The 19,292-nt window shown below is 58.7% G+C and carries 18 protein-coding genes and 2 pseudogenes; 9 read left to right on the top strand and 11 right to left on the bottom strand.

All coding sequences use genetic code 11. The features are described 5' to 3' along the window. The first annotated feature begins 4 nt into the window (after nucleotides 1-4). Entirely contained in the window at nucleotides 5-1,084 is a 1,080-nt protein-coding gene (locus KFK14_RS05225) for a transposase (protein ID WP_099186151.1), read from the top strand. Nucleotides 1,085-1,115: 31 nt separating this feature from the next. On the opposite strand, the gene KFK14_RS05220 is transcribed toward KFK14_RS05225, so the two are convergent. Beyond that, nucleotides 1,116-1,865, bottom strand: coding sequence for a flavin-containing monooxygenase (locus KFK14_RS05220; protein WP_212610133.1), 750 nt, complete (start codon nucleotides 1,863-1,865; stop codon nucleotides 1,116-1,118). Nucleotides 1,866-2,066: 201 nt separating this feature from the next. Next, nucleotides 2,067-2,438 (bottom strand): hypothetical protein, encoded by a 372-nt coding sequence (locus tag KFK14_RS05215; protein ID WP_212610132.1) that lies wholly within the window; start codon nucleotides 2,436-2,438, stop codon nucleotides 2,067-2,069. A 142-nt stretch (nucleotides 2,439-2,580) separates the two neighbouring features. On the opposite strand from KFK14_RS05215, the pseudogene KFK14_RS05210 reads away from it, so the two are divergent. After that, nucleotides 2,581-3,305 (top strand): annotated as a pseudogene (locus KFK14_RS05210) (IS3 family transposase); the annotation flags it as partial. Nucleotides 3,306-3,519: 214 nt separating this feature from the next. On the opposite strand, the pseudogene KFK14_RS05205 reads toward KFK14_RS05210, so the two are convergent. After that, nucleotides 3,520-4,714 (bottom strand): annotated as a pseudogene (locus KFK14_RS05205) (IS110 family RNA-guided transposase); the annotation flags it as partial. Between the two features lie 32 nt (nucleotides 4,715-4,746). Between KFK14_RS05205 and KFK14_RS05200 the strand changes: the two are divergent. Both KFK14_RS05200 and KFK14_RS05195 read left to right on the top strand, forming a co-directional pair. Then, a protein-coding gene (locus KFK14_RS05200) for an IS3 family transposase (protein ID WP_115288562.1) occupies nucleotides 4,747-5,873 on the top strand; the annotation gives its coding sequence in 2 pieces (ribosomal slippage) (nucleotides 4,747-4,978 and nucleotides 4,978-5,873; 1,128 coding nt in all). A gap of 411 nt (nucleotides 5,874-6,284) precedes the next feature. Further along, entirely contained in the window at nucleotides 6,285-7,325 is a 1,041-nt protein-coding gene (locus KFK14_RS05195; protein WP_212610131.1) for an IS110 family RNA-guided transposase, read from the top strand. Nucleotides 7,326-7,787: 462 nt separating this feature from the next. On the opposite strand, the gene istB is transcribed toward KFK14_RS05195, so the two are convergent. Together istB and istA are read right to left on the bottom strand one after the other, a co-directional pair. Beyond that, nucleotides 7,788-8,648, bottom strand: a complete 861-nt coding sequence (gene istB / locus KFK14_RS05190) for an IS21-like element helper ATPase IstB (RefSeq protein ID WP_212608198.1) — start codon at nucleotides 8,646-8,648, stop codon at nucleotides 7,788-7,790. Then, entirely contained in the window at nucleotides 8,645-9,907 is a 1,263-nt protein-coding gene (gene istA, locus KFK14_RS05185) for an IS21 family transposase (protein WP_212608199.1), read from the bottom strand. The genes istB and istA overlap by 4 nt, the downstream gene beginning before the upstream one ends. A gap of 628 nt (nucleotides 9,908-10,535) precedes the next feature. On the opposite strand from istA, the gene KFK14_RS05180 reads away from it, so the two are divergent. Next, nucleotides 10,536-10,907, top strand: coding sequence for a hypothetical protein (locus KFK14_RS05180; RefSeq protein WP_212610130.1), 372 nt, complete (start codon nucleotides 10,536-10,538; stop codon nucleotides 10,905-10,907). A gap of 152 nt (nucleotides 10,908-11,059) precedes the next feature. On the opposite strand, the gene KFK14_RS05175 is transcribed toward KFK14_RS05180, so the two are convergent. Then, entirely contained in the window at nucleotides 11,060-11,965 is a 906-nt protein-coding gene (locus KFK14_RS05175; protein WP_212610129.1) for a LysR family transcriptional regulator, read from the bottom strand. A gap of 117 nt (nucleotides 11,966-12,082) precedes the next feature. Here KFK14_RS05175 and KFK14_RS05170 point away from each other — a divergent pair, with 117 nt between their 5' ends. The 3 genes from KFK14_RS05170 to KFK14_RS05160 all read left to right on the top strand — a co-directional run bounded on the left by KFK14_RS05170 (nucleotide 12,083) and on the right by KFK14_RS05160 (nucleotide 14,265). Beyond that, nucleotides 12,083-12,874: a type 1 glutamine amidotransferase domain-containing protein gene (locus KFK14_RS05170; protein ID WP_212610128.1), complete on the top strand. Its 792-nt coding sequence runs from the start codon at nucleotides 12,083-12,085 to the stop codon at nucleotides 12,872-12,874. A 71-nt stretch (nucleotides 12,875-12,945) separates the two neighbouring features. Then, nucleotides 12,946-13,242, top strand: a complete 297-nt coding sequence (locus KFK14_RS05165; protein WP_212610127.1) for a putative quinol monooxygenase — start codon at nucleotides 12,946-12,948, stop codon at nucleotides 13,240-13,242. 15 nt (nucleotides 13,243-13,257) lie between these two features. Further along, on the top strand, nucleotides 13,258-14,265 hold the full coding sequence (locus KFK14_RS05160) for an aldo/keto reductase (RefSeq protein ID WP_212610126.1): 1,008 nt from the start codon (nucleotides 13,258-13,260) through the stop codon (nucleotides 14,263-14,265). Nucleotides 14,266-14,608: 343 nt separating this feature from the next. On the opposite strand, the gene KFK14_RS05155 is transcribed toward KFK14_RS05160, so the two are convergent. From KFK14_RS05155 to KFK14_RS05135, 5 genes are all read right to left on the bottom strand, one after another. Next, nucleotides 14,609-14,986: a nuclear transport factor 2 family protein gene (locus tag KFK14_RS05155; protein ID WP_212610125.1), complete on the bottom strand. Its 378-nt coding sequence runs from the start codon at nucleotides 14,984-14,986 to the stop codon at nucleotides 14,609-14,611. Between the two features lie 33 nt (nucleotides 14,987-15,019). Beyond that, nucleotides 15,020-15,415, bottom strand: a complete 396-nt coding sequence (locus tag KFK14_RS05150) for a cupin domain-containing protein (RefSeq protein ID WP_212610124.1) — start codon at nucleotides 15,413-15,415, stop codon at nucleotides 15,020-15,022. A gap of 18 nt (nucleotides 15,416-15,433) precedes the next feature. Then, nucleotides 15,434-16,309: a sugar phosphate isomerase/epimerase family protein gene (locus KFK14_RS05145; RefSeq protein WP_212610123.1), complete on the bottom strand. Its 876-nt coding sequence runs from the start codon at nucleotides 16,307-16,309 to the stop codon at nucleotides 15,434-15,436. Between the two features lie 94 nt (nucleotides 16,310-16,403). Beyond that, complete coding sequence (kce, locus tag KFK14_RS05140; protein ID WP_212610122.1) at nucleotides 16,404-17,333, bottom strand: 3,5-dioxohexanoate:acetyl-CoA acetone transferase; 930 nt, start codon at nucleotides 17,331-17,333, stop codon at nucleotides 16,404-16,406. A gap of 132 nt (nucleotides 17,334-17,465) precedes the next feature. After that, nucleotides 17,466-17,837, bottom strand: coding sequence for a TonB-dependent receptor (locus KFK14_RS05135; RefSeq protein ID WP_212610121.1), 372 nt, complete (start codon nucleotides 17,835-17,837; stop codon nucleotides 17,466-17,468). A 69-nt stretch (nucleotides 17,838-17,906) separates the two neighbouring features. Between KFK14_RS05135 and KFK14_RS05130 the strand changes: the two genes are divergently transcribed. Next, nucleotides 17,907-19,258 (top strand): IS3 family transposase gene (locus KFK14_RS05130; RefSeq protein ID WP_212609119.1). Its coding sequence is split into 2 segments (ribosomal slippage): nucleotides 17,907-18,242 and nucleotides 18,245-19,258, totalling 1,350 coding nucleotides; the frame shifts between segments, so codons are not numbered across the junction. The last annotated feature ends 34 nt before the right edge of the window (nucleotides 19,259-19,292 follow it).

Below are 19,292 nucleotides of genomic sequence, written 5' to 3'. Positions count from 1 at the left end.
AGCTATGGATCCCAAGTCTCTGTTCAGTTTGAGCGAACACCTTGATGCATTGAGCAAGGAAGGCGATCCGCTCGAGGTTTTGCAGGAGACAGTGGATTTCGAGTATTTCCGGGCGTGGCTGGTTGAAGGGCTTGGCTATGGCGATGGTAGCAAAGGCGGCCGCCCACCATTCGATCCGGTGATGATGTTCAAGGCGCTGATCCTGCAGGCGCAGCATAATCTGTCAGACGCTCGGATGGAATTCATGATCCGGGATCGGCTTAGTTGGCTGCGGTTTCTGGGGCTGTCGCTCGGGGATCGAACGCCGGACGAGAACACGATCCGGCATTTTCGCAATCGCCTGACCGAGACGGGAACGCTCAAGCGTGTGATGAAGGCCTTTGACTGGCAACTCCAGAAGAAGGGCTACATCCCGATGTCCGGGCAGATCGTGGATGCCTCGCTGGTGCCTGCGCCAAGACAGCGGAACACCGAGGGCGAACGCGAAGCGATCAAGTCGGGCAAGAGCGCCAGGGATATCTGGCCGGACGAACCGAACAAGGCAGCGCAGAAAGATACCGACGCCCGCTGGACTCTCAAAGTCGGCGGGAAGGTCCGGTATCGGGCGGATGGGACGCCGCTCCCCATGATCGCCCTGCCGGTCTTCGGCTACAAATCCCACATCAGCATCGACCGACGCTTCGGCTTCATCCGAGGCATGGCGGTGACTTCGGCGTCAGCAGCGGACGGGCGTCTTCTCCGGCAGGTCGTCAGCACGGACAATACCAGTTCCGAGGTCTGGGCTGACAGTGCCTATCGATCCAAGCGCAACGAGAAGTGGTTGTCGGATCAGATGCTCACGTCCCGAATTCATCGGCGCAAACCCATGGGCAAGCCGATGTCGAAGGCAACCGCACGGGCCAATGCCGTCAAATCCTCCATCCGTGCGCATGTTGAGCATGTCTTTGCGCATCAGAAGAACCGGTTCAACCTGTTTATCCGCACCATCGGCCTGGCCCGCGCTGAGGCGAAACTGACCCTTTGCAACCTGGCCTACAACTTCAATCGCCTGATCTTCCACGAGCGCCGAGAAACCGCAGGCTGACTCTGTCTGCAAGCCGGCAAAAACGGCGAAATCAACGCCAGGTATCTTGGAAATCGGTCCGAACGATGCCCTTGGTGCGCCGCGCAGCCTCGACGTCATCACGCCAGCCCGAAATTACCCGGTTTTTGCGGGTCTCCAGCTCCTGGGCTTGCTTGGCCACTTCCTGAATGACCTGAATGCCGGTTGCGCCGGTGCCGATCACGGCGACCCGCTTGCCTGCGAAATCAATCTTGCGGCCTGCAGGTCCATCGTCCTCGTGCGGCCAGAAATAGGTGTGATAAGACTCGCCCTGAAAATCTGATATACCGTCGATCTTGGGATATGTGGGCGCAGACAGGGGCCCAACCGCGCTGATCAGGAAACGACAGCTGATGACATCGCCCTCTTCGAGCGTGACTTGCCAAATTTGATCGTCCTCAATATATTCCGCCTTCGCGCAACGGCTATTGAACCGATAGTTCTTCCGGATATCCATCTTGTCCGCGGCTAGCTTCAAATATTGGAGAATTTCCGGCTGAGTCGCGAAATGCTCGGACCAATTCCATTCTTCGAGCAGCTCATCGATAAATGAATAGCTATAGGTATAACTTTCAGAGTCGAGGCGGCACCCAGGATATCTGTTCCAATACCAGGTTCCGCCCACATCACCTCCGGCCTCGAAGCCCTGAACCGCGAGACCCAAACCCCTCAGTTTGTACAGCTGATACATGCCTGCCAGACCACCGCCTATCACGACAACGTCAAATTGCGGCATCAGTTTCTGCCCGCCAGCCTCAGCCATATTGCTCACCCTAAACTGCCCACTGATATTATAAATATACTCTGTGGTAGGTTTTTTTGTTGTAGTTTGTCAAGGGACTTCGCCAGGTATCGTCGGGATCGTTGGAAATTGGGCCGACAGTGCTACGCGGAACAGGTGACAGTGCCGAGGAAGGCGAACCAAGAGCAAAATTTTTTGGCTTCGGGCTTCCGGATATGCGCTTTAGCTCGCTTGATCAAGTATCCGTTGAGCCAGCACGAGATGGGGCTGGTCGATCATCTTGCCATCGAGCTTCAATGCCCCCGCGACGGCATTGGCGGCGAAAGCGACCATCAGCGCCCGGACAGGGCAGAGTTCGACGTTCCTCAGCGCAAAGCCCATATTGATCGCCGCCACCTGCGCGAGATCGATAGCCATCATGCCGGTAAACCGGTCCCCGCTTGCCGGCGCGACATAGCCGGCAAGTCCTTCGACCTCCTCAATACGCGGGTAGACGGTCTCAATAGCTAGAATACTCGCAGCGTGCGCGGCAAGGAGCGTGGGGCTGCGTACCTTTTCCAGCGGCGGTATGTAGCGGCCATCCGCCTCTCGCACGCGCTGCGCCGATCGCGGCTGGCAGGTCTTCCACGCCCCATGTGACCCCACAAAGATGCGTGTTCACCGACCAGTAGCTGCGCAGTCCGACGTTAGCGGCGGGAGTCTCCGTGGCGATGGGAAGGATAGCTGAGGTGATCCGCAGATGGGAATCTCTGAGCAGACATTCTACCGCTGGAAGAAGTTGTACGGCGGGCTTGGCGTTGGCGAGTTGCGACGTTTGAAGCAGCTCGAGGAGGAAAACCGGAAGCTGAAGCAGCTGGTGGCGGACCTGAGCCTGGACAAGCACATCCTGCAGGACGTGCTCTCAAAAAAAGTCTGGGGCCTGCTCGGCAGCGCGAGATCGTCCCGTATGTTCAGTCGCGTCATGCGGTCAGCGAGCGGCGCAGTTGCGCGGTGCTGACCTTTGATCGACGGGAGCGTAAGATACCGGTCGGTTCGAGCCGATCAGACGCCTTTGATCATGCGCATCCGGGATATCGCGCAGGCCCGGATGCGGTACGGCTATTTCAGGATCTACATCGTGCTTCGCCGCGAAGGCTGGGCGGTGAATCACAAGCGGGTTTACCGGCTTTATCGTGAGGATGGCCTGAGTTTACGGCTCAAGCGGCCACACCGGCATGTCGGCGCTGCCCAGCGTGAACGGCAGCCGGCGGCCCTGGCGCCCAACGAGCTGTGGTCGATGGATCCGTCCCCAACGCCTTGTTCGATGGCCGACGTCTGCGTGCCCTGACCGTTGTCGACGCTTATACCCGGGAAGCTCTGGCAATCGACGTCGATCAGGGCATCAAGGGTGAACAGGTTGTGGAGGCGATGGACCGGATCGCATCGGTCCGGGGCACGCCCAAGGCGATACGCGTGGATAACGTCCTATGTCGGGAAGCAGCGGCGGGTTTTGGCCAGCAGACATCTATGCGCCGACACCGGTCGGCGCTGCATGCATTGTGAGCCAGATGGCTTCCACCGTCAACGGGATCGCTCCCTGCCATAGCAAACACAGGATCCATCGGTGCCGAAGCAGCCGTGGTCCTCACCGTCCTTAAAACGAGATACGCACCCGGGTGGAAGGCCCGAACATTATCTACAGGGTCGCTTTCGCGCCCTCACGGCACTTGCAGAGAGGGGTCCTTCCACCTGGCATCCGACCGTTCGAGGAACGGCCGGTACTCTGTCCCCGCCTTGACGACGGCGTGAGCCACGCGCGCCATCTTGGCGGTGAGCGCCGTCATCGCCTTGCGGCGGCGATCGGCATCGTCCGCGTGCCCGGCGGTATATCGTCCGAGCTTGTCGCGGAAGCTGTTGTCGCGCTGACGCGCGGCTACCTGGGCGGCCATCCAGAATGTACGACGCAATCGCGCATTGCCGTACTTGGATAGTTTCGTGCGACCGCGGAACGTGCCGGACTGGCAGGTTGCGAGATCGAGGCCGCAGAACTTGAGGAACGGGCGGTGATGGTTAAAGCGGCGAAGGTCGCCTGCCTCAGCCAGGATCGTCAGTGCGTTGATCGGTCCGATGCCGGGGATATTGCGCAGCAGCAGGTAATCGACATGCTCTGCGAGCCGGGCATGGGCGAGCCGTTCGATCTCGTCGCGCTGGTGGATGAGGCTGCGACCTTGCGCGATGACCATGCGAAACATGGTGATCGCGACCGAGTCCTCGGGCACCGGCAACGCTGCAGAACTGCAGGCGGTCTCGTATACATCGTTGATCAGCCGGGCCTTGGAGACCTTACGCCCGATCAGTGGCCATGCCTCCGCTGAGAAGGCTTCCCGATGAAGCGCGGTGATACTGGCCGGGGTTGGGAACCGCTCGATCAGCGCGAGGAACCAGTCCGACCGGCTGTTGCCCGCGAAGCGGGCGATCTCGGGGAAATAGAGCGGCAGGTAATGGGTCAGGATCCGATGCCAGGTCTGGGTCTTCATCTTGGAAACGACCTCGTGGGTCTTCGACAGCTCCTGAAGATCGTTGATGCCGGCGGCGAGCGGATCGACATAGCGCTGGGTAGCGCCAATGCGGAGCATGTGCAGAATGACCTGCGCGTCCTTCGAATCGTTCTTGTCCCAGCCGTTGTGCAACGCCTCGCGGGTTCGGGCCAAGGCAACCGATGACATGAGGCGCAGCTCGAACCCTGCGGTCAGCAGGCGGTGCGCGAGGGTCCGGTGATAGTTGCCGGTTGCCTCAAACCCGACAACGATGGGGCGACCGATGGCAGCGAGCTGTTCGGCAAAACCGTCATAGTCCTCTGGACTTGTAACGGTTTTGCGCCGGTCACCTGAGCGATTAGAGCTCGCAACAGGAGACCGACGAGATGATCAAGCATACAGAAGAGTTCAAGCAAGAGGCGGTACGGATCGCGCTGACCAGCGGGTTGCCGCGCGATCGGGTTGCATCGGATTTGGGGATAGGGAAGTCGACGCTGGGCAAGTGGGTATCGCAGTATCGGCCCAGTGATCTGGTTTCAGCGCCGCAGGCAGATCTGGCGCGTGAGAATGAACGCCTTCGCCTTGAGAACCGTGTGCTGCGGGAGGAGAGGGAAGTGCTAAAAAAGGCCACGCAGTTCTTCGCGAGCCAAAGGCCGTGAAGTTCGCATTTGTGCATAGCTGGCGGCACCGGTGGCCCGTTGAACTGCTCTGCCGTGTCATGGATGTCAGTGAACGCGGCTATCGTTCCTGGCGCTCGCGCCCGATCAGCAGGCGGGAGCGGACAGATATGAAAGTGCTGGCCCATATCCGGGAACAGTACAGGCTGAGCCTTGGCAGCTACGGCCGTCCTCGCATGACGATGGAGTTGAAGGAGGTAGGGCTCGATGTTGGCGAGCGCCGGGTCGGGCGGCTGATGAAGATCAACGGGATCAAGCCAGTCCGCACGCGCAAGCACAAGGTTACGACTGACAGCCACCATCGCCTGGGTGTCGCAGCGAACTGGCTGGACGGCGATTTTGCCGCAGATGCGCCCAACCGTAAATGGGCCGGCGACATCACCTATATCTGGACGTCCGAAGGCTGGCTCTACCTTGCCGTCATTCTCGATCTGCATAGCCGTCGCGTCGTAGGCTGGGCAGTCAGCGACAGGATGAAGAAAGACCTGGCGATCAGGGCGCTGGATATGGCGGTGCGCCTGCGCCAGCCTCCCGAGGGCTGCCTTTTCCATTCGGATCGCGGTAGCCAATATTGCTCCTACGACTATCAGAAAAAGCTGCAGGCCTATGGCCTGCGTCCATCAATGAGCGGCAAGGGAAATTGCTACGACAATGCGTCCGTCGAGACCTTCTTCAAATCCCTGAAGGCGGAACTCATCTGGCGGCAGAGCTGGCCGACGCGGCGTCAGGCAGAAGCCGCCATCTTTCAGTACATCAATGGCTTCTACAACACCCGTCGCCGCCATTCATATCTAGGCGGCATCAGCCCGCTCGCGTTCGAAGCCAAGGTGGCATAATGAGATAGGTGACCGGCACAAAACCGTTACAAGTCCAGCGTGGTGTGAAATGCTTACGAAGGACAAAATAAGCCGGGATGCCCAATATAATCGTGGGAGGGTATGCTCCGACAACGCCATATACCAGTGCAGATTTCCATATCCGCTCCGTCATCGATGGAAGCCCGCTATAGAGAGGCATGGCAATCGCGATTGAAAGGGCAGCAAGCGCCGGAACCATCAAGAACGCGGTGGCTACCCGCCAACGCGGGGGATGAGGGATGCTTAGTTGCACCAAGCTATGATATATTATGAATGTCCGCTTTGCCAGATGAACGGCTCCGAAGCGGATGAGGTGGATGGCTCCCGCTCACGGCATCTAAGTGCCAAGATGGGTTTGCTGTCATGCAACCCGAGAAGGAGCCACCCGTCATGGAGATTAGCACGATCGGCCTCGATTTGGCCAAGAACGTTTTTCAGGTTCACGGTATCAGTGCGACCGGTGAGGTCGTCATTCGCAAGGCGCTGCGACGATCGCAGATGCTAGCGTTCTTCGAGAAGCTGCCGCCGTGCCTGATAGGCGCCGAGGCCTGCGGGACCTCGCATCATTGGGCGCGCGAGCTGACCAAGCTGGGTCACGAGGTTCGGCTGATGCCGGCGGCTTACGTGAAGCCTTACGTAAAGCGCGGAAAGAACGACGCCGCCGATGCTGAGGCGATCTGCGAAGCGGTTACACGTCAGACGATGCGGTTCGTGCCCATCAAGTCGCGCGAGCAGCAGGCGGCATTGTCACTGCACCGCGTGCGCCAGCTGTTGATCAAACAGCGCACGCAGCTGGTCAACATGATGCGCAGCGTGCTTGCCGAGCTGGGCACCGCCATCCCAGTCGGGATCGTGAAGGCACTGCAGATGGCGCGGGAGATCGTCGTCGGGGAGTCCGAGCTCGACTTGCCGCCCGAAGCGGCGAACGTCGTCGCAATGCTGGCAGGGCAACTGCTCCAGCTTCACGCCCAGTTGCGCAAGCTCGACCTGCGTCTCGCCGCCTTGCAGCGGAGCGACGAGCGGGCCCGGCGCCTGGCGACGATCCCTGGTATCGGGCCGATCGGCGCGACCGCGCTTGCCGCGTCGGTGACCGATCCAGGCCAGTTCTCGTCAGGGCGCGAGTTCGCCGCCTGGCTGGGGCTGACCCCGCGGCAGAGTTCGAGTGGCGGCAAAGAACGCCTGGGGCGCATTACAAAGATGGGCGACAGATATCTGCGGCAGCTCCTGGTTGTTGGCGCGACCGCGCTGGTCCGATACGCTAAGCAGAAACCCGGCACGGTCGATCCGCGCTTCGTCGCTCTGCTCGCCAGAAAGCCGGCGCGCGTCGCCTCGGTCGCCATCGCTAACAAGATGGCGCGGATCGCATGGGCGGTCATGGCGCGTGGCGGCGTCTTCGAACGCGGACATGCGCCGATGCTGGCGGCAGCATAGATCAAGAGTTAGCTGAGGAGTTCAGCTTCACGAGGTTGTGAGAGCGAAGGATGTGATGGCAAAACCGGTCGGACCGGGAACAAGGACAACCCAAGGACTGTCCTAGGCGTAATAGCCTGCAAAGCCGATCGGACCTTGTTCGCGGACCCCATCAGGGCCAGCAGTCTACACCGACTGCATCAACAGGCCGGACAGACGACTGCACCCGACGAAACGCCAGATAATCACTTTTCACTTGCAACGCGGGAGCCATCCACAGAGGACAGTCCTCTTCCCACCCATCCCGGCGATTTAGACGGCTGACGCGTCTGGCGAATTGCTTCAGCGCTGTCAGTCAGGTTTATTTCCGCACGCAATCGGATGCAGCAGTGGCGCGGATGGGTGGTGTCAACGGGCGCCGAAGATTCCGCAAAAGTGGGCATCTAAAATTCCCTAGTTTGGCGGGAGGGTTTGTTTCGGTGATCAGCCGTGATGGAGATCGGGCTTTTCCTTTGCTGGCGGGCGGCCGCGCCGTTTCGGCAAGGGCGGTGGGTTGATGGACGTTGCCATGCGCGCATGCTCGGGCAGGAGGTCGGCGTGCTGTCGCATGCGATAGCTGGAGCCCTCGATCTGGATGACGACAGCGTGGTGAAGAAGGCGGTCGAGCAGCGCGGTGGCCACCACCGGATCGCCAAAGACATCACCCCATTCGGCGAAGCCGCGGTTGGACGTCAGGATCATGGCACCCTTTTCATATCGGGCGTTGACGAGCTGGAAGAAGAGATTGCCGCCCCCGGGCGTGACGGGAAGATACCCGATCTCATCTACGACGAGCAGGGAGGATCGGCATAGGAAGCGGATCCTCTCGCGCAGCGTGCCCTCCCGTTCCGCCTTGGTCAGTGAAGCGATCAGATCGGCGAGCGGGATGAAGTAGACGCTCTTGCCCGCCTTCACGGCCTCGACAGCAAGGGCAGTGGCGATATGGCTTTTCCCGGTACCGGGAGGACCCAACAGATGCACCACCTCGGCCCGGTTGATGAAGTCCAGGCCAGCGAGCGCCAGGATGCGGTTCCGGTCGAGCGATGGCTGGAAGGAGAAGTCATATCCGTCCAGAGTCTTGATGATCGGCAGCCTTGCCATGCGCAGGGCCGCCTTGATCCTGCGGTTCTCCCGGAGCGACAGTTCTTCGTTCAGCAATATGTCGATGGCCTCGATGCCATCGATTTTGCCCTGCTCTATGCCGCGCAGGGTGGCGTCGAGCATCTCCAGGGCGCGTGGCATTTTAAGATGGACCAGGCTGCGGCGGATATTATCGACGCGGGATGCGGCACCCCCATGGTTCATGGCCGTTCTCCCCGCGCCAGTTGGCTGCCGATCGCCTGATAGATGGCCAGGGAGCGCACAGCGACATGCTGGCCTATACGACCGATGGCGATTACCTCTTTGCCATGGATACGGCGCTTGGCGCCGCTGCCGCCTGTCCGATGCGTAGGATCGATCCTGTACTGTCGGCGCCCCTCAAGAACCGGGTGCTCGGCAATGACCTGGCCCAGGTCTACGATCCGGATCTTGTCGGGCAACTGCTGGATTTCGACGACGCGCCGGGTGCGATCGGGAACGCTGTAGTAATTGCCGCCGACCGAGACCATCCCATCGTGGCTGACGCGGCGCTCCAGCTTCAGAACAGCGTCAAAGCGGCCCGCCGGAAGCAGCTGCAACTCAGGCTGCTCGGCGGCGAAGGCTTCAGCAATAATCCGCTGCGTCGTGCCGTGGACACGGACGTTGGCGACGGTATCGAGCCAGTCGATCAGCTGGACATTGAGATCGTCCAGATTGCGGAAGCTCCGGCCCAGGAAGAAGTCTTTGCGGATATAGCTGAATGGCCGCTCGACCTTTCCCTTGGTCTTGGCCCGATAGGGACGGCAGGCGCGCGGCACGAAGCGATAATGCCCGGCCAGAGCCAGCAATGATCGATTGTAGATGATGTGGCCCTGATCGTCTTCCCCGGTCACAGCGGTTTTCATGCGATCGTAGAGGATCTCGATCGGGACGCCGCCGAGCGCTTCAAAGGCCTGCATATGACAGCGCAACAGGCTTTGGAGATCCTGATGCATGACGTAGCGCGCAAACAGGAAGCGCGAATGTCCCAGCACCAGGCTGAACAGCCAGACGATCCGGCTGACGCCGGGCTCATCGGTAAATTCGACGACGAACCGGGCAAAGTCGACCTGTGCCTGCACGCCAGGCGGCGTCTCGAACCGAACCTCAAAGGGCTTAGGGCCGTTTTCCGGCCGGATCGCTGCCAGGAACCGCTTTACCGCGGTATAGGCGCCCATATACCCCAGCTCACGGATTTCCCGCGTCAGACGCGCCGCCGTCAGATCGGGAAAGGCCGTCACTCGCTCACGCAAAAATTCCAGATAGGGTGCCAGTTTGTTCGGTCGCCCCAGCATGCGAGGGCCGTAAACCGGGGCCTCGATGCCCCGTTCGATATATTTTCGGATGGTTTTGGGGTCGCGACCAGTGCGTCGGGCAATGGCGGATATCGATACGCCCTGCCGATGTAGTTCGAGGATCATCATCAATTCTCCAAGTCGGATCATCGGCCCCGTCTCCGTGTCTGCAAAGGAGATGAGGACAATGTCGGCTCATCTCATTCTGCCGGGGCTAGCCCCGGCAGAATGAGATGAAGGGGCCACCAACTAGGGAATTTTCAAAGCCCACTTTTGCGGAGAATTGCACGACCGATGACAGGTGGTTATCGGACGTTGGCAGCCAGTCGAAGATCGCTGCGCCGTGCAACAGACAATGGGTAGGTTTCAAGGATGCTTACCCGCCCCAAGTGGTCAGCAAGGTAATAAACGATCCATTCGTCGCCCCTTTTCGGCATCTTTGTTCCATCATCGCACATAGAACTCTCCCAGTTCCGGTCAAAAATGATAAGCTCCGGAGATTGTTCGCGGGTTATGAGACGCGCAACAAACGCTGTAACGCGCCACGGTCGCTCGCTTTCCGAGATGCGTCGGCCCAGCGGCATCGGAAATGATAAGTGATGAGCGCCAGTTATGGTAACGAGCGCGACTTGTAAGTTCGCGTTGTCTGCATATGCGCTGGCGATACGCTGCTCAGGTGATCGAACTACGCGGCAAGCCTCCGCAGATGAGGCTAAAGCCAAAGCGACTAAAGTTGCTGATAGGGCCTTGCCGACCTGTCTCATGCAGGATGGATAGCATGGATTCAAAGGTCTGCAATTGGTCGATGGCAGGCAGGCAGCTATTTCACCTCGCGACCGATCGCCAGCCCCTAAAGAAGACCGGCGGCTATCGCCCAATGGCCAACCGGAACCCGACCTTCCGCAACCGTTTAGAGCTGGCCATTCTATCGCTGTACGACAATCAGGTGAAAGGCACTGGGCCTTTCCGATCATTTCGCGACAACCAGGCGTTTCCGGCACATCCACTGATGAAGCGCTATCTCCAACAATGCCATTCAAGCCCGCTCGATCCCAATGGACAGTTGGCACTTGTGATGGTATTAATCGAAGGTCGGAAGCGAGAACCGACGTTAAATCAATACCTTGCTATGACTACCGGGTGCCCGTAGGGGTCACCAATAATTTCCAGAATTGATGATGAAGGGTTAAGGGAATTATCTTCTTGCCCAAAAGGCACGCAAGGCAACGGTAGATGCTTTGACGTGCGCAAGATCTACCAACTTCAATCTGGTCAACGCCAACTAGCCGGACGCCGGGCCGCCTACTCCCTGGAAATCTGACGAACGACGTCCAATATCAACCCTCGCAACCAACGATGTGCGGGATCGTGGCGATATCGAGCGTGCCAAGCCATCTCGACTGGAAAAGTGCCAAGATCGACCGGTGCCGGCATGATCCTAAATCGCGGATCATGGCTCAAGCGGCGGCAGATAAGGCGCGGCAGGGTCGTGCAATAATCGGTGACTGCAATCATCTCTGCGACGGCAAAAAAATTGGTTACTGACAGCGCTACGTCGCGCTTCAGCCCCTGCTGCGCAATCGCCTGATGCAATCCGGCGCGGATGCGGCCAGGCGGCATGACGTTGACATGGCGCAACCGTTCATATTGCGCACGGGTGATCGTTTCACCTATTTCAGGGTGACCGCTGCGCACCACACATTCCAGACCCTCGTCCATCAAATGTTGGACGACGAGATTGTCAGGCGGGTCAGCAATGCGCCCAAGGACCATGGCGGTCGTGCCTGAAACCACGCCGGTTTCGGTCAGATCGTTGCCATAAGGTGTCAACCGCAACGTAATTCCGGGTGCGATCTCAGCAAGCCGCGCGACAATTGCCGGCACCAGCGCAAATTCGACATAGCCATTGGGCGCAATGGTAATCAGGCGATTGGCGGTGGCGGGGTCGAAGTCCTGTTGCCCCAGCACTGCATCGTCGAGGCGTGCGAGGGCGTCAGCGATCCCCGGCGCCAGTTCAAGCGCGATAGGCGTCGGCTGAATGCCGTATCGCTCGCGGATGAACAACTGATCCTGCAGCATGGCGCGCAATCGCGCCAGCGCATTGGACATGGCCGGCTGCGTCATGCCCAGACGCCCGGCAGCGCGAGTGACGCTGCGCTCATCCATCAATGCGACGAAAATCGGCAACAGGTTGAGATCGTAACGCATAAGCTATACTCTCATTGATATATCTAAAATCCAAGAAATAAAGTTCTGAAATGCCTTCAATGCGCGCATCTATGGGTCATCGCCGAACGGTCGGCGCCAAATGCGAAGGAGGTTCAGATGACCAAGGGTAAAGTTTTAGTGATCGGGTCAAACGCCACCCGGATCGAGGTTCAGGGCGGTTGGGGTGACACCGGACAGTATCTCAACGAAACCGTCGTACCGGCAATGGCGCTGATCGACGCCGGATACGACATTGTGCTCGCTACGCCTGACGGCACCCAGCCACATATCGATGCTGCTTCGGACTCGGCCGCACATTTCGAGGGTGATCAGGCCGCTTATGAGAGGGCGCGCAATTTCTTCGATACCGACCCGTCAATGACCAATGTTCGCACATTGCGGCAGGTGATCAATGAAGGCCTCGACCAGTTTGCAGGCGTGTTCGTACCGGGCGGCCAGGCACCGGTGGTGGATTTGATGCAGAGCGCTGAAGTCGGCGAGATATTGCGGCACTTCCACGAAAAGGCAAAGCCAACGGCGCTGTTATGCCACGGCCCGATTGCAGTAGTCGCTGCGATGGAACAGGCCCCGGCATTTCGCGCCGCGCTGATCGCCGGCGACCTGAAGAAGGCGGAAGAGCTCGCCAAAGGGTGGCCTTATGCGGGATACAGGATGACCATCTTCTCGATCACCGAGGAGAAAGTCGTCGAAGATCAAATCCTGCATGCGAAGATGTTCTTCGACATGCCGGAAGCACTGCATGCGGCCGGCGGAGATGTGATCACCACGCCGATCGACTTCGATCCGCATGTGATTATCGACCGCGAACTGATCACGGGACAGAATCCGCGGTCGGACCATCCGATCGCGAAGGCTCTGATCGACGCGCTCGACGCCAGGGCTGTATGAGAAGCCGGATGACCGGCGGGGCGTTGCGGCGCTCCGCCCCATTCGCCGCCACAGTTCCAAGGAGATCAACGATGACGGGCAATGTGAAGATAATGGCTATTCTCACCGCTCGATCAGGCAAGGTTGAGGAGTTACGCAAACTGCTCGACACCATGGTCGCCGCCAGCCGCGCCGAACCCGGCAATCTGCGATACGACCTGTGGCAGGATCAGACCGACCCCGCCAGGTTCGTGCTGGACGAGCTATACATCGACAGCGCTGCCGTTGCCGATCATCGCGCCTCACCCCATTTTCAGACATATCTGACGATCATCAACGATCTTGCAGAGCGGACGGCAGTGACTCTCGATGCGCTCACTGTCGCCTAACGAAGGACAAATATCATGGCACTCAAGGATATCCTGCCGGGCAAGCTCGGCTTCGGCGCCGCTCCGCTCGGCAACATGTTCCGCGCAATTCCAGAAGATGAAGCGCTGGCGACCGTGGAAGCTGCATGGAATGACGGCATACGCTATTTTGACAATGCCCCCTTCTATGGCGCCGGTCTTGCCGAGCTGCGCATGGGAGAAGCGCTCAAGGGGCGTCCGCGCGATCAATATGTGATCAGCACCAAGGTAGGACGGGTGATCCTCGACGAAATTGAGGATGTGAGCCTTCGCGACAATGGCGAGAAGGGCGATGTTTTCGCCAACGGCCGCCCCAACAAGGTTGTCAGCGATTACAGCTATGATGCGACGCTGAAGTCGATTGAGGATAGCCTCAATCGCCTGCAGACCGACCATATCGAAATCGCCTTTGTCCATGATCTCGCACAGGATTTTTGGGGCGATCTCTGGCTGGCCAAATTTGAGGAAGCGCGGACCGGCGCTTTCAAGGCCCTTGATCGTCTTCGCGACGAAGGCGTGATCAAGGCGTGGGGCTTGGGCGTCAACAAGGTCGAGCCGATAGAATTGCTGCTCGATCTCCAGGAACCGCGCCCCGATGCTTTCCTGCTAGCCGGCCGCTATACCCTGCTTGATCATGATCGGGCATTGCAGCGGGTGATGCCCAAGGTCGCTGAATTGGGCCTCGGTATAGTCGTCGGCGGCCCGTATAGCTCTGGCGCTCTCGTCGGCGGACCAAATTTTGAATATGCTCCTGCCACGTCAGAAATCCTTGCCAAAGTGGCGGCGATCAAAGCTTTGGCCGATCGCCATGGCATCTCGATGAAGGCGGCAGGACTTCAATTCTCGCTCGCCAATCCGGCGGTCGCCGCCGTCATTCCCGGCGCCAGCAGGCCAAGCCGGATTGCAGAGGACAGCGCTGCGCTGGCTGAGACTATCCCGGCTCACTTCTGGCGTGATCTGCGTGATAGTGGATTGATCAGCGATGCTGCGCCGCTGCCTCAGTAAATCCAATGCACATCTGACCCACTTCCTGCGATAAGAGGATAAGAACAAGCGGGCCGGACGCGGCGAATGAACAACGACGCCCGGCCCGCCATCTTGTTGCTGTTGAGCCTGGCAGATACAAGCCGGCAGGGGTATATTGACCGTTCCCATCGGATCGGTGCTGCTGCACTTCGATGCTGAGAAGAACGGCTTCTATGCTCCGACATGCTGTCAAAAAACTCTGCCATTTGCGGCTTGTCGGTCTGGATCGTTTACACGTCCTATATGCGTAGTCTGGCTATATGCGCGGTTCGGGACCACAGTCCCAATAAACGGAATGGATATTATCGCACTCGACCGATATTTAACCACCAACACCCTGAAATGCCTGCAATTTCCAGGAATTATCTTCCAGGCACCAAACAGATAGAAATCTGCCGCGAACATTATGGACGACCTGATTTATCTCGACATCGACCAGAAGATTACCCGCCGTGATGCGCGTGCCAGGGACGGGTTCGATCGCCGCATCTGCTTCCGCCTTGAAATCGTGGAAAATCGAAAGTTTCTTCACGATTTTGTCGATGAATATCTGCTTGCTATCAATGATCCCAGTCGAGTGGCAATAAAGCAAGTGGTTGGACAGCATATCGTCCAATACCTCTAAGTCACCGTCCAGAACTGCTTGCGCGCGCCGCGCCTCCAACCTGTCCATTTCGTTCCGTAAGCTGTCGCCCGCCATATCCCTGCGCACCTCTTTATCGTTGCGAACGCCTTAGCGGTCGGAATCTTCGTCAACCAGCGTGCCGTCCGCCGCCGTCAAAGGGCCAAGAAGTTGCGGCCGGATTGGCCAGAACACGTCAATCTCCAACACATCATCCAGTGCAACCGCTTCATGCCAAGCATTGGGCGGAAAATGCACGACATCGCCTGGCCCCACAATGAAGCCATCCGGTTCCTCGTCGGTCCAGAATTCGAGCCGCCCGGAAATCATGTAGGACCATTGTTCTTCTGGGTGATTATGGCGCGGGACCTTAAATCCCTTGTCCAGTCGCACTTCCATTATCTGTGTGCCTGCCCCGACAATCGGTCGTCGGACCAATCCTTCAATCGGCGGCCCTAAGGTTGGCTGGTCCTCCAGACGGAAATGGCGAATTTTCATATCGGCCATGATATTCTCCCAATCAGTTCATGCAGACGGAAGGCTGGCGGCCGCAAACTGCTCCATCGTCGTGGAGAAGGAGCGTGTGGCGGCCTGCTCTAGCGACAATTTACGGTGCGCTTCGGACACCATCTCCACGCCATAAACGCCGTTATAACCGGTACTGGCGATGCATTGCAGAAAACGGATAACATCCAATTCGCCTTCGCCAGGCAGTTTGCGGTTGTTGATGGTATCTTCAAATACCGTGCCGACCATGCGCGCCATTGCATCATCTACTTCCACGGCGTTGATAAGCCCCGGCGGCAGACGCTGAACATCCTCGTAGGGAATGCCAGACCGGTTGAGATGCCATATGTCGATCAGCAGCCCGGCATTAGGCTCATTCGCACCTTCCGCTAGGGCTTGTGCCGTCGCAAGGTCGGAAACGCCGGTTCCTGGAACCAACTCCAGCGTAATGAGAGAACCAGCCTTTGCTGCCTCACGCGCAAGGCGGCCATATTCTTCCACCAGGCGCGTCATCGGCCAAGGTTCACGTATGATGGAAAAATCCATCCCGCCATCCGCGTCGCCAATCGTCTTGATTTTGGCGACCCCCAGTTCCTGTGCGGCTTGCAGCATCAATTGACGGGTCTTGTCAGAGACTGCCCGCCGGTCGCCATCGGCGAACCAATCTGTCAGGACTTCCAGTTCGACATAGCTGAGACCAGCATCGGACAGAATCCGTCTCATCCCCGCATATCCATACTGGTCGACATTATGGGTGAGGTCATTGGTTTCGAGGCCGATTCCGACAAAACCGGCACGGGCAGCGGCATCGGCGCGCGCTTTCAAATCGAACCGCGCAGGGGCATCGCTGGCGAAGGGAATAAGATCTCCCGCCAGCGTGAAATAGGACGCCACCAGACGGGGTACACTGCTCATGGCTCATATCCCTTAACAGGCACTGACGGATCATCCATTTGCCGCCCTCCCGTGCTTGACCTTGGCTCTGGCATCAGAAGCCGACTTGATCGCCGCCTTTAAGCTGCAATATTTCCCGCGCTTCATCTGGCGTGGCGATTTCCAGGCCCAGTCCCTCAATGATCTGCCGGACCATCGTCACCTGCGCTGCGTTCGTTTCGGCTAACTCGCCGGCGCGCAACCAGAGGCTGTCCTCCAGCCCCACGCGAACGTGCCCGCCCATTGATGCGGCCATCGCCGCCACGCGCATTTGATTCGCGCCAGCAGCCAGCACGGACCAGCGATAATTATCCCCGAACAGACGGTCGGCCGTCCGCTTCATATGCATCACGTCATCGGGATGCGCGCCAATGCCGCCCAGAAGGCCAAAGCATGTCTGGATGAACAGCGGTGCCCGAACGAGACCTTCTTTCCAGAAATAATGGAGATTATAGAGGTGGCTGGTGTCGTAACATTCAAATTCGTACCGGGCGCCCGTGGCGTTCAGTGTCTCTAGCGCGTAGCGGATGTCCCTGAAGCTGTTACGAAACACCAGATCATCGGAGTTGCGCAGCATCGGCTCCTCCCAGTCATGCCGGAAATCCTTGTAGCGGCGCAGCATCGGGAAAAGGCCGAAGTTCATTGAACCCATATTCAGGCTGGCGACTTCAGGCTGCCAAACCTCAGCGGGCTTAACGCGCTCTTCCACCGGCATGTAGGGCGATCCCCCGGTGGTCAGGTTTATGACGACATTTGACGACTGCTTGATGATACGAAGAAAAGGCTCGAAGGCTTCCGGCCTTTGGTCCGGCCTGCCGTCATTAGGGTCGCGGGCATGGAGATGGACAATCGCAGCGCCAGCCTCAGCCGCACCGAGTGCGCTCGCCGCTATCGCGTTTGCCGTAACCGGAAGGTGTGGCGACATCGAGGGCGTATGGATAGACCCCGTGATTGCGCAACTGATAATGACCTTCTTGCCGGGCATCGCCTGTCCTTTGTTGAAATTCCATTCAGCCCGCCGGCGACTTTGAAAGAATTGGACTGAAAGCCCGCCAAGTCCTGAAAGATTTAACCGGGCGGGCAATCCGTTGATCGCCCACCCGGTATCGAAGCATGGTCAGAAGCGCATTGACACGGATACGCCATAGGTCGCCGGCATAGCCGTCAGTCGGTAAATCGAGTCAAACGACTGTGTGGCGTTGGTCCAGTAGTAGGTATTGAAGATATTCTTACCCCATACCCAGGCCTTCCATCCGCCTGTATCTGAACTTACGCCCAATTGCCCGTCGACCGTTGTGTATGCCTTAATATCGAAAGCATCGCCGGGAACCTTCACGCCAGGGAACTGTGTAGAGTCCAGATCCACCAGCGCGACTTGCTCTGGCCGGGCAAACAGACCAATGGTCTTGCTCTGGTACAGCATGCTGGCGCCGACAAAGACGTTCAGGTCAGCCGTAATGGGTGTTTCGTAATTGTCCCCCGTCAGCACCTATGGCACAGATTTGAGGTTGTGATTTAAGGAGGATTTGGGCTTCGTCGTAGTGACGAAGGAACGAAGATGAAGCCCAAATCCTCAAGCACCAAAAAGCCTGCCGAGCAGGTCGTAAAGGACATCCGCCGCAAGACCCGTCGGCACTTCTCTGCTGAAGACAAGATCAGGATCGTGCTCGATGGCCTGCGCGGCGATGACTCCATTGCCGAGCTGTGCCGCCGTGAAGGGATCGCACAGAGCCTGTATTACACCTGGTCCAAGGAGTTCATGGAGGCCGGCAAGCGTCGTCTGGCTGGTGACACTGCGCGTGCTGCGACCACGGACGAGGTGAAGGACCTGCGCCGTGAGGCCCGTGATCTGAAGGAATGTGTGGCCGATCTCACCCTGGAGAACCGTCTGCTCAAAAAAAGCATGATCGCGGATGGGGGAGACGACGAATGAGATACCCTGCATCCGAGAAGCTGGAGATAATCCGGATCGTCGAGCAGTCGCACCTGCCCGCCAAACGCACGCTGGACCAGCTCGGCGTGGCACGGCGCACCTTCTACCGCTGGTATGATCGTTACCTTGAAGGTGGCCCCGAGGCGCTGGCAGACCGACCATCCGGGCCGAGCCGGGTGTGGAACCGCATCGGCGAGGATGTCCGGCAGCAGATCGTCGAGATGGCGCTGGAACAGACCGAGCTGTCCCCGCGAGAACTGGCGGTGCGCTTCACCGACGAGAAGCGCTACTTCGTGTCCGAAGCTACGGTCTACCGCCTCCTGAAGGCCCACGATCTGATCACCAGCCCGGCCTACACCGTGATCAAGGCGGCAGATGCGTTCCACACGCAAACCTCCCGCCCCAACGAGATGTGGCAGACCGACTTTACCTACTTCAAGATCATAGGATGGGGTTGGGTCTATCTCTCGACCGTGCTCGACGATTACTCGCGCTACATCATTGCATGGAAGCTCTGCACCACCATGCGAGCCGAGGACGTCACTGACACGCTCGATATGGCACTGGCAGCCTCAGGCTGCGACCACGCCAATGTGCTGCACAGGCCCCGCCTGCTCAGCGACAATGGCCCCAGCTACATCGCGAGCGAGTTGGCCGAATACATCGACGCCAACAAGATGAGCCACGTGCGCGGCGCACCCTTCCACCCACAGACCCAAGGCAAGATCGAGCGCTGGCATCAGACGCTCAAAAACCGTGTGCTGTTGGAGAATTACTTCCTGCCGGGCGATCTCGAACAGCAGATCAAGGCCTTCGTCGAGCATTACAACCACCAGCGCTACCACGAGAGCCTCGACAACGTCACACCCGCCGATGCCTACTTCGGCAGGGCTGCTGCCATCATCAAACGAAGAGAAAGGATCAAGCGAAAGACACTCGAACATCGGCGCTTGCAACACCGCAAGCTCGCCGCCTAAACATCAATCCAAGACGAGGCCCACACTCCGCTGA

The sequence above is a fragment of the Sphingobium phenoxybenzoativorans genome, from assembly GCF_018286635.1.
Classification (GTDB): Bacteria; Pseudomonadota; Alphaproteobacteria; order Sphingomonadales; family Sphingomonadaceae; genus Sphingobium; species Sphingobium phenoxybenzoativorans.
This window is presented reverse-complemented; position numbering and strand designations above follow the sequence as displayed.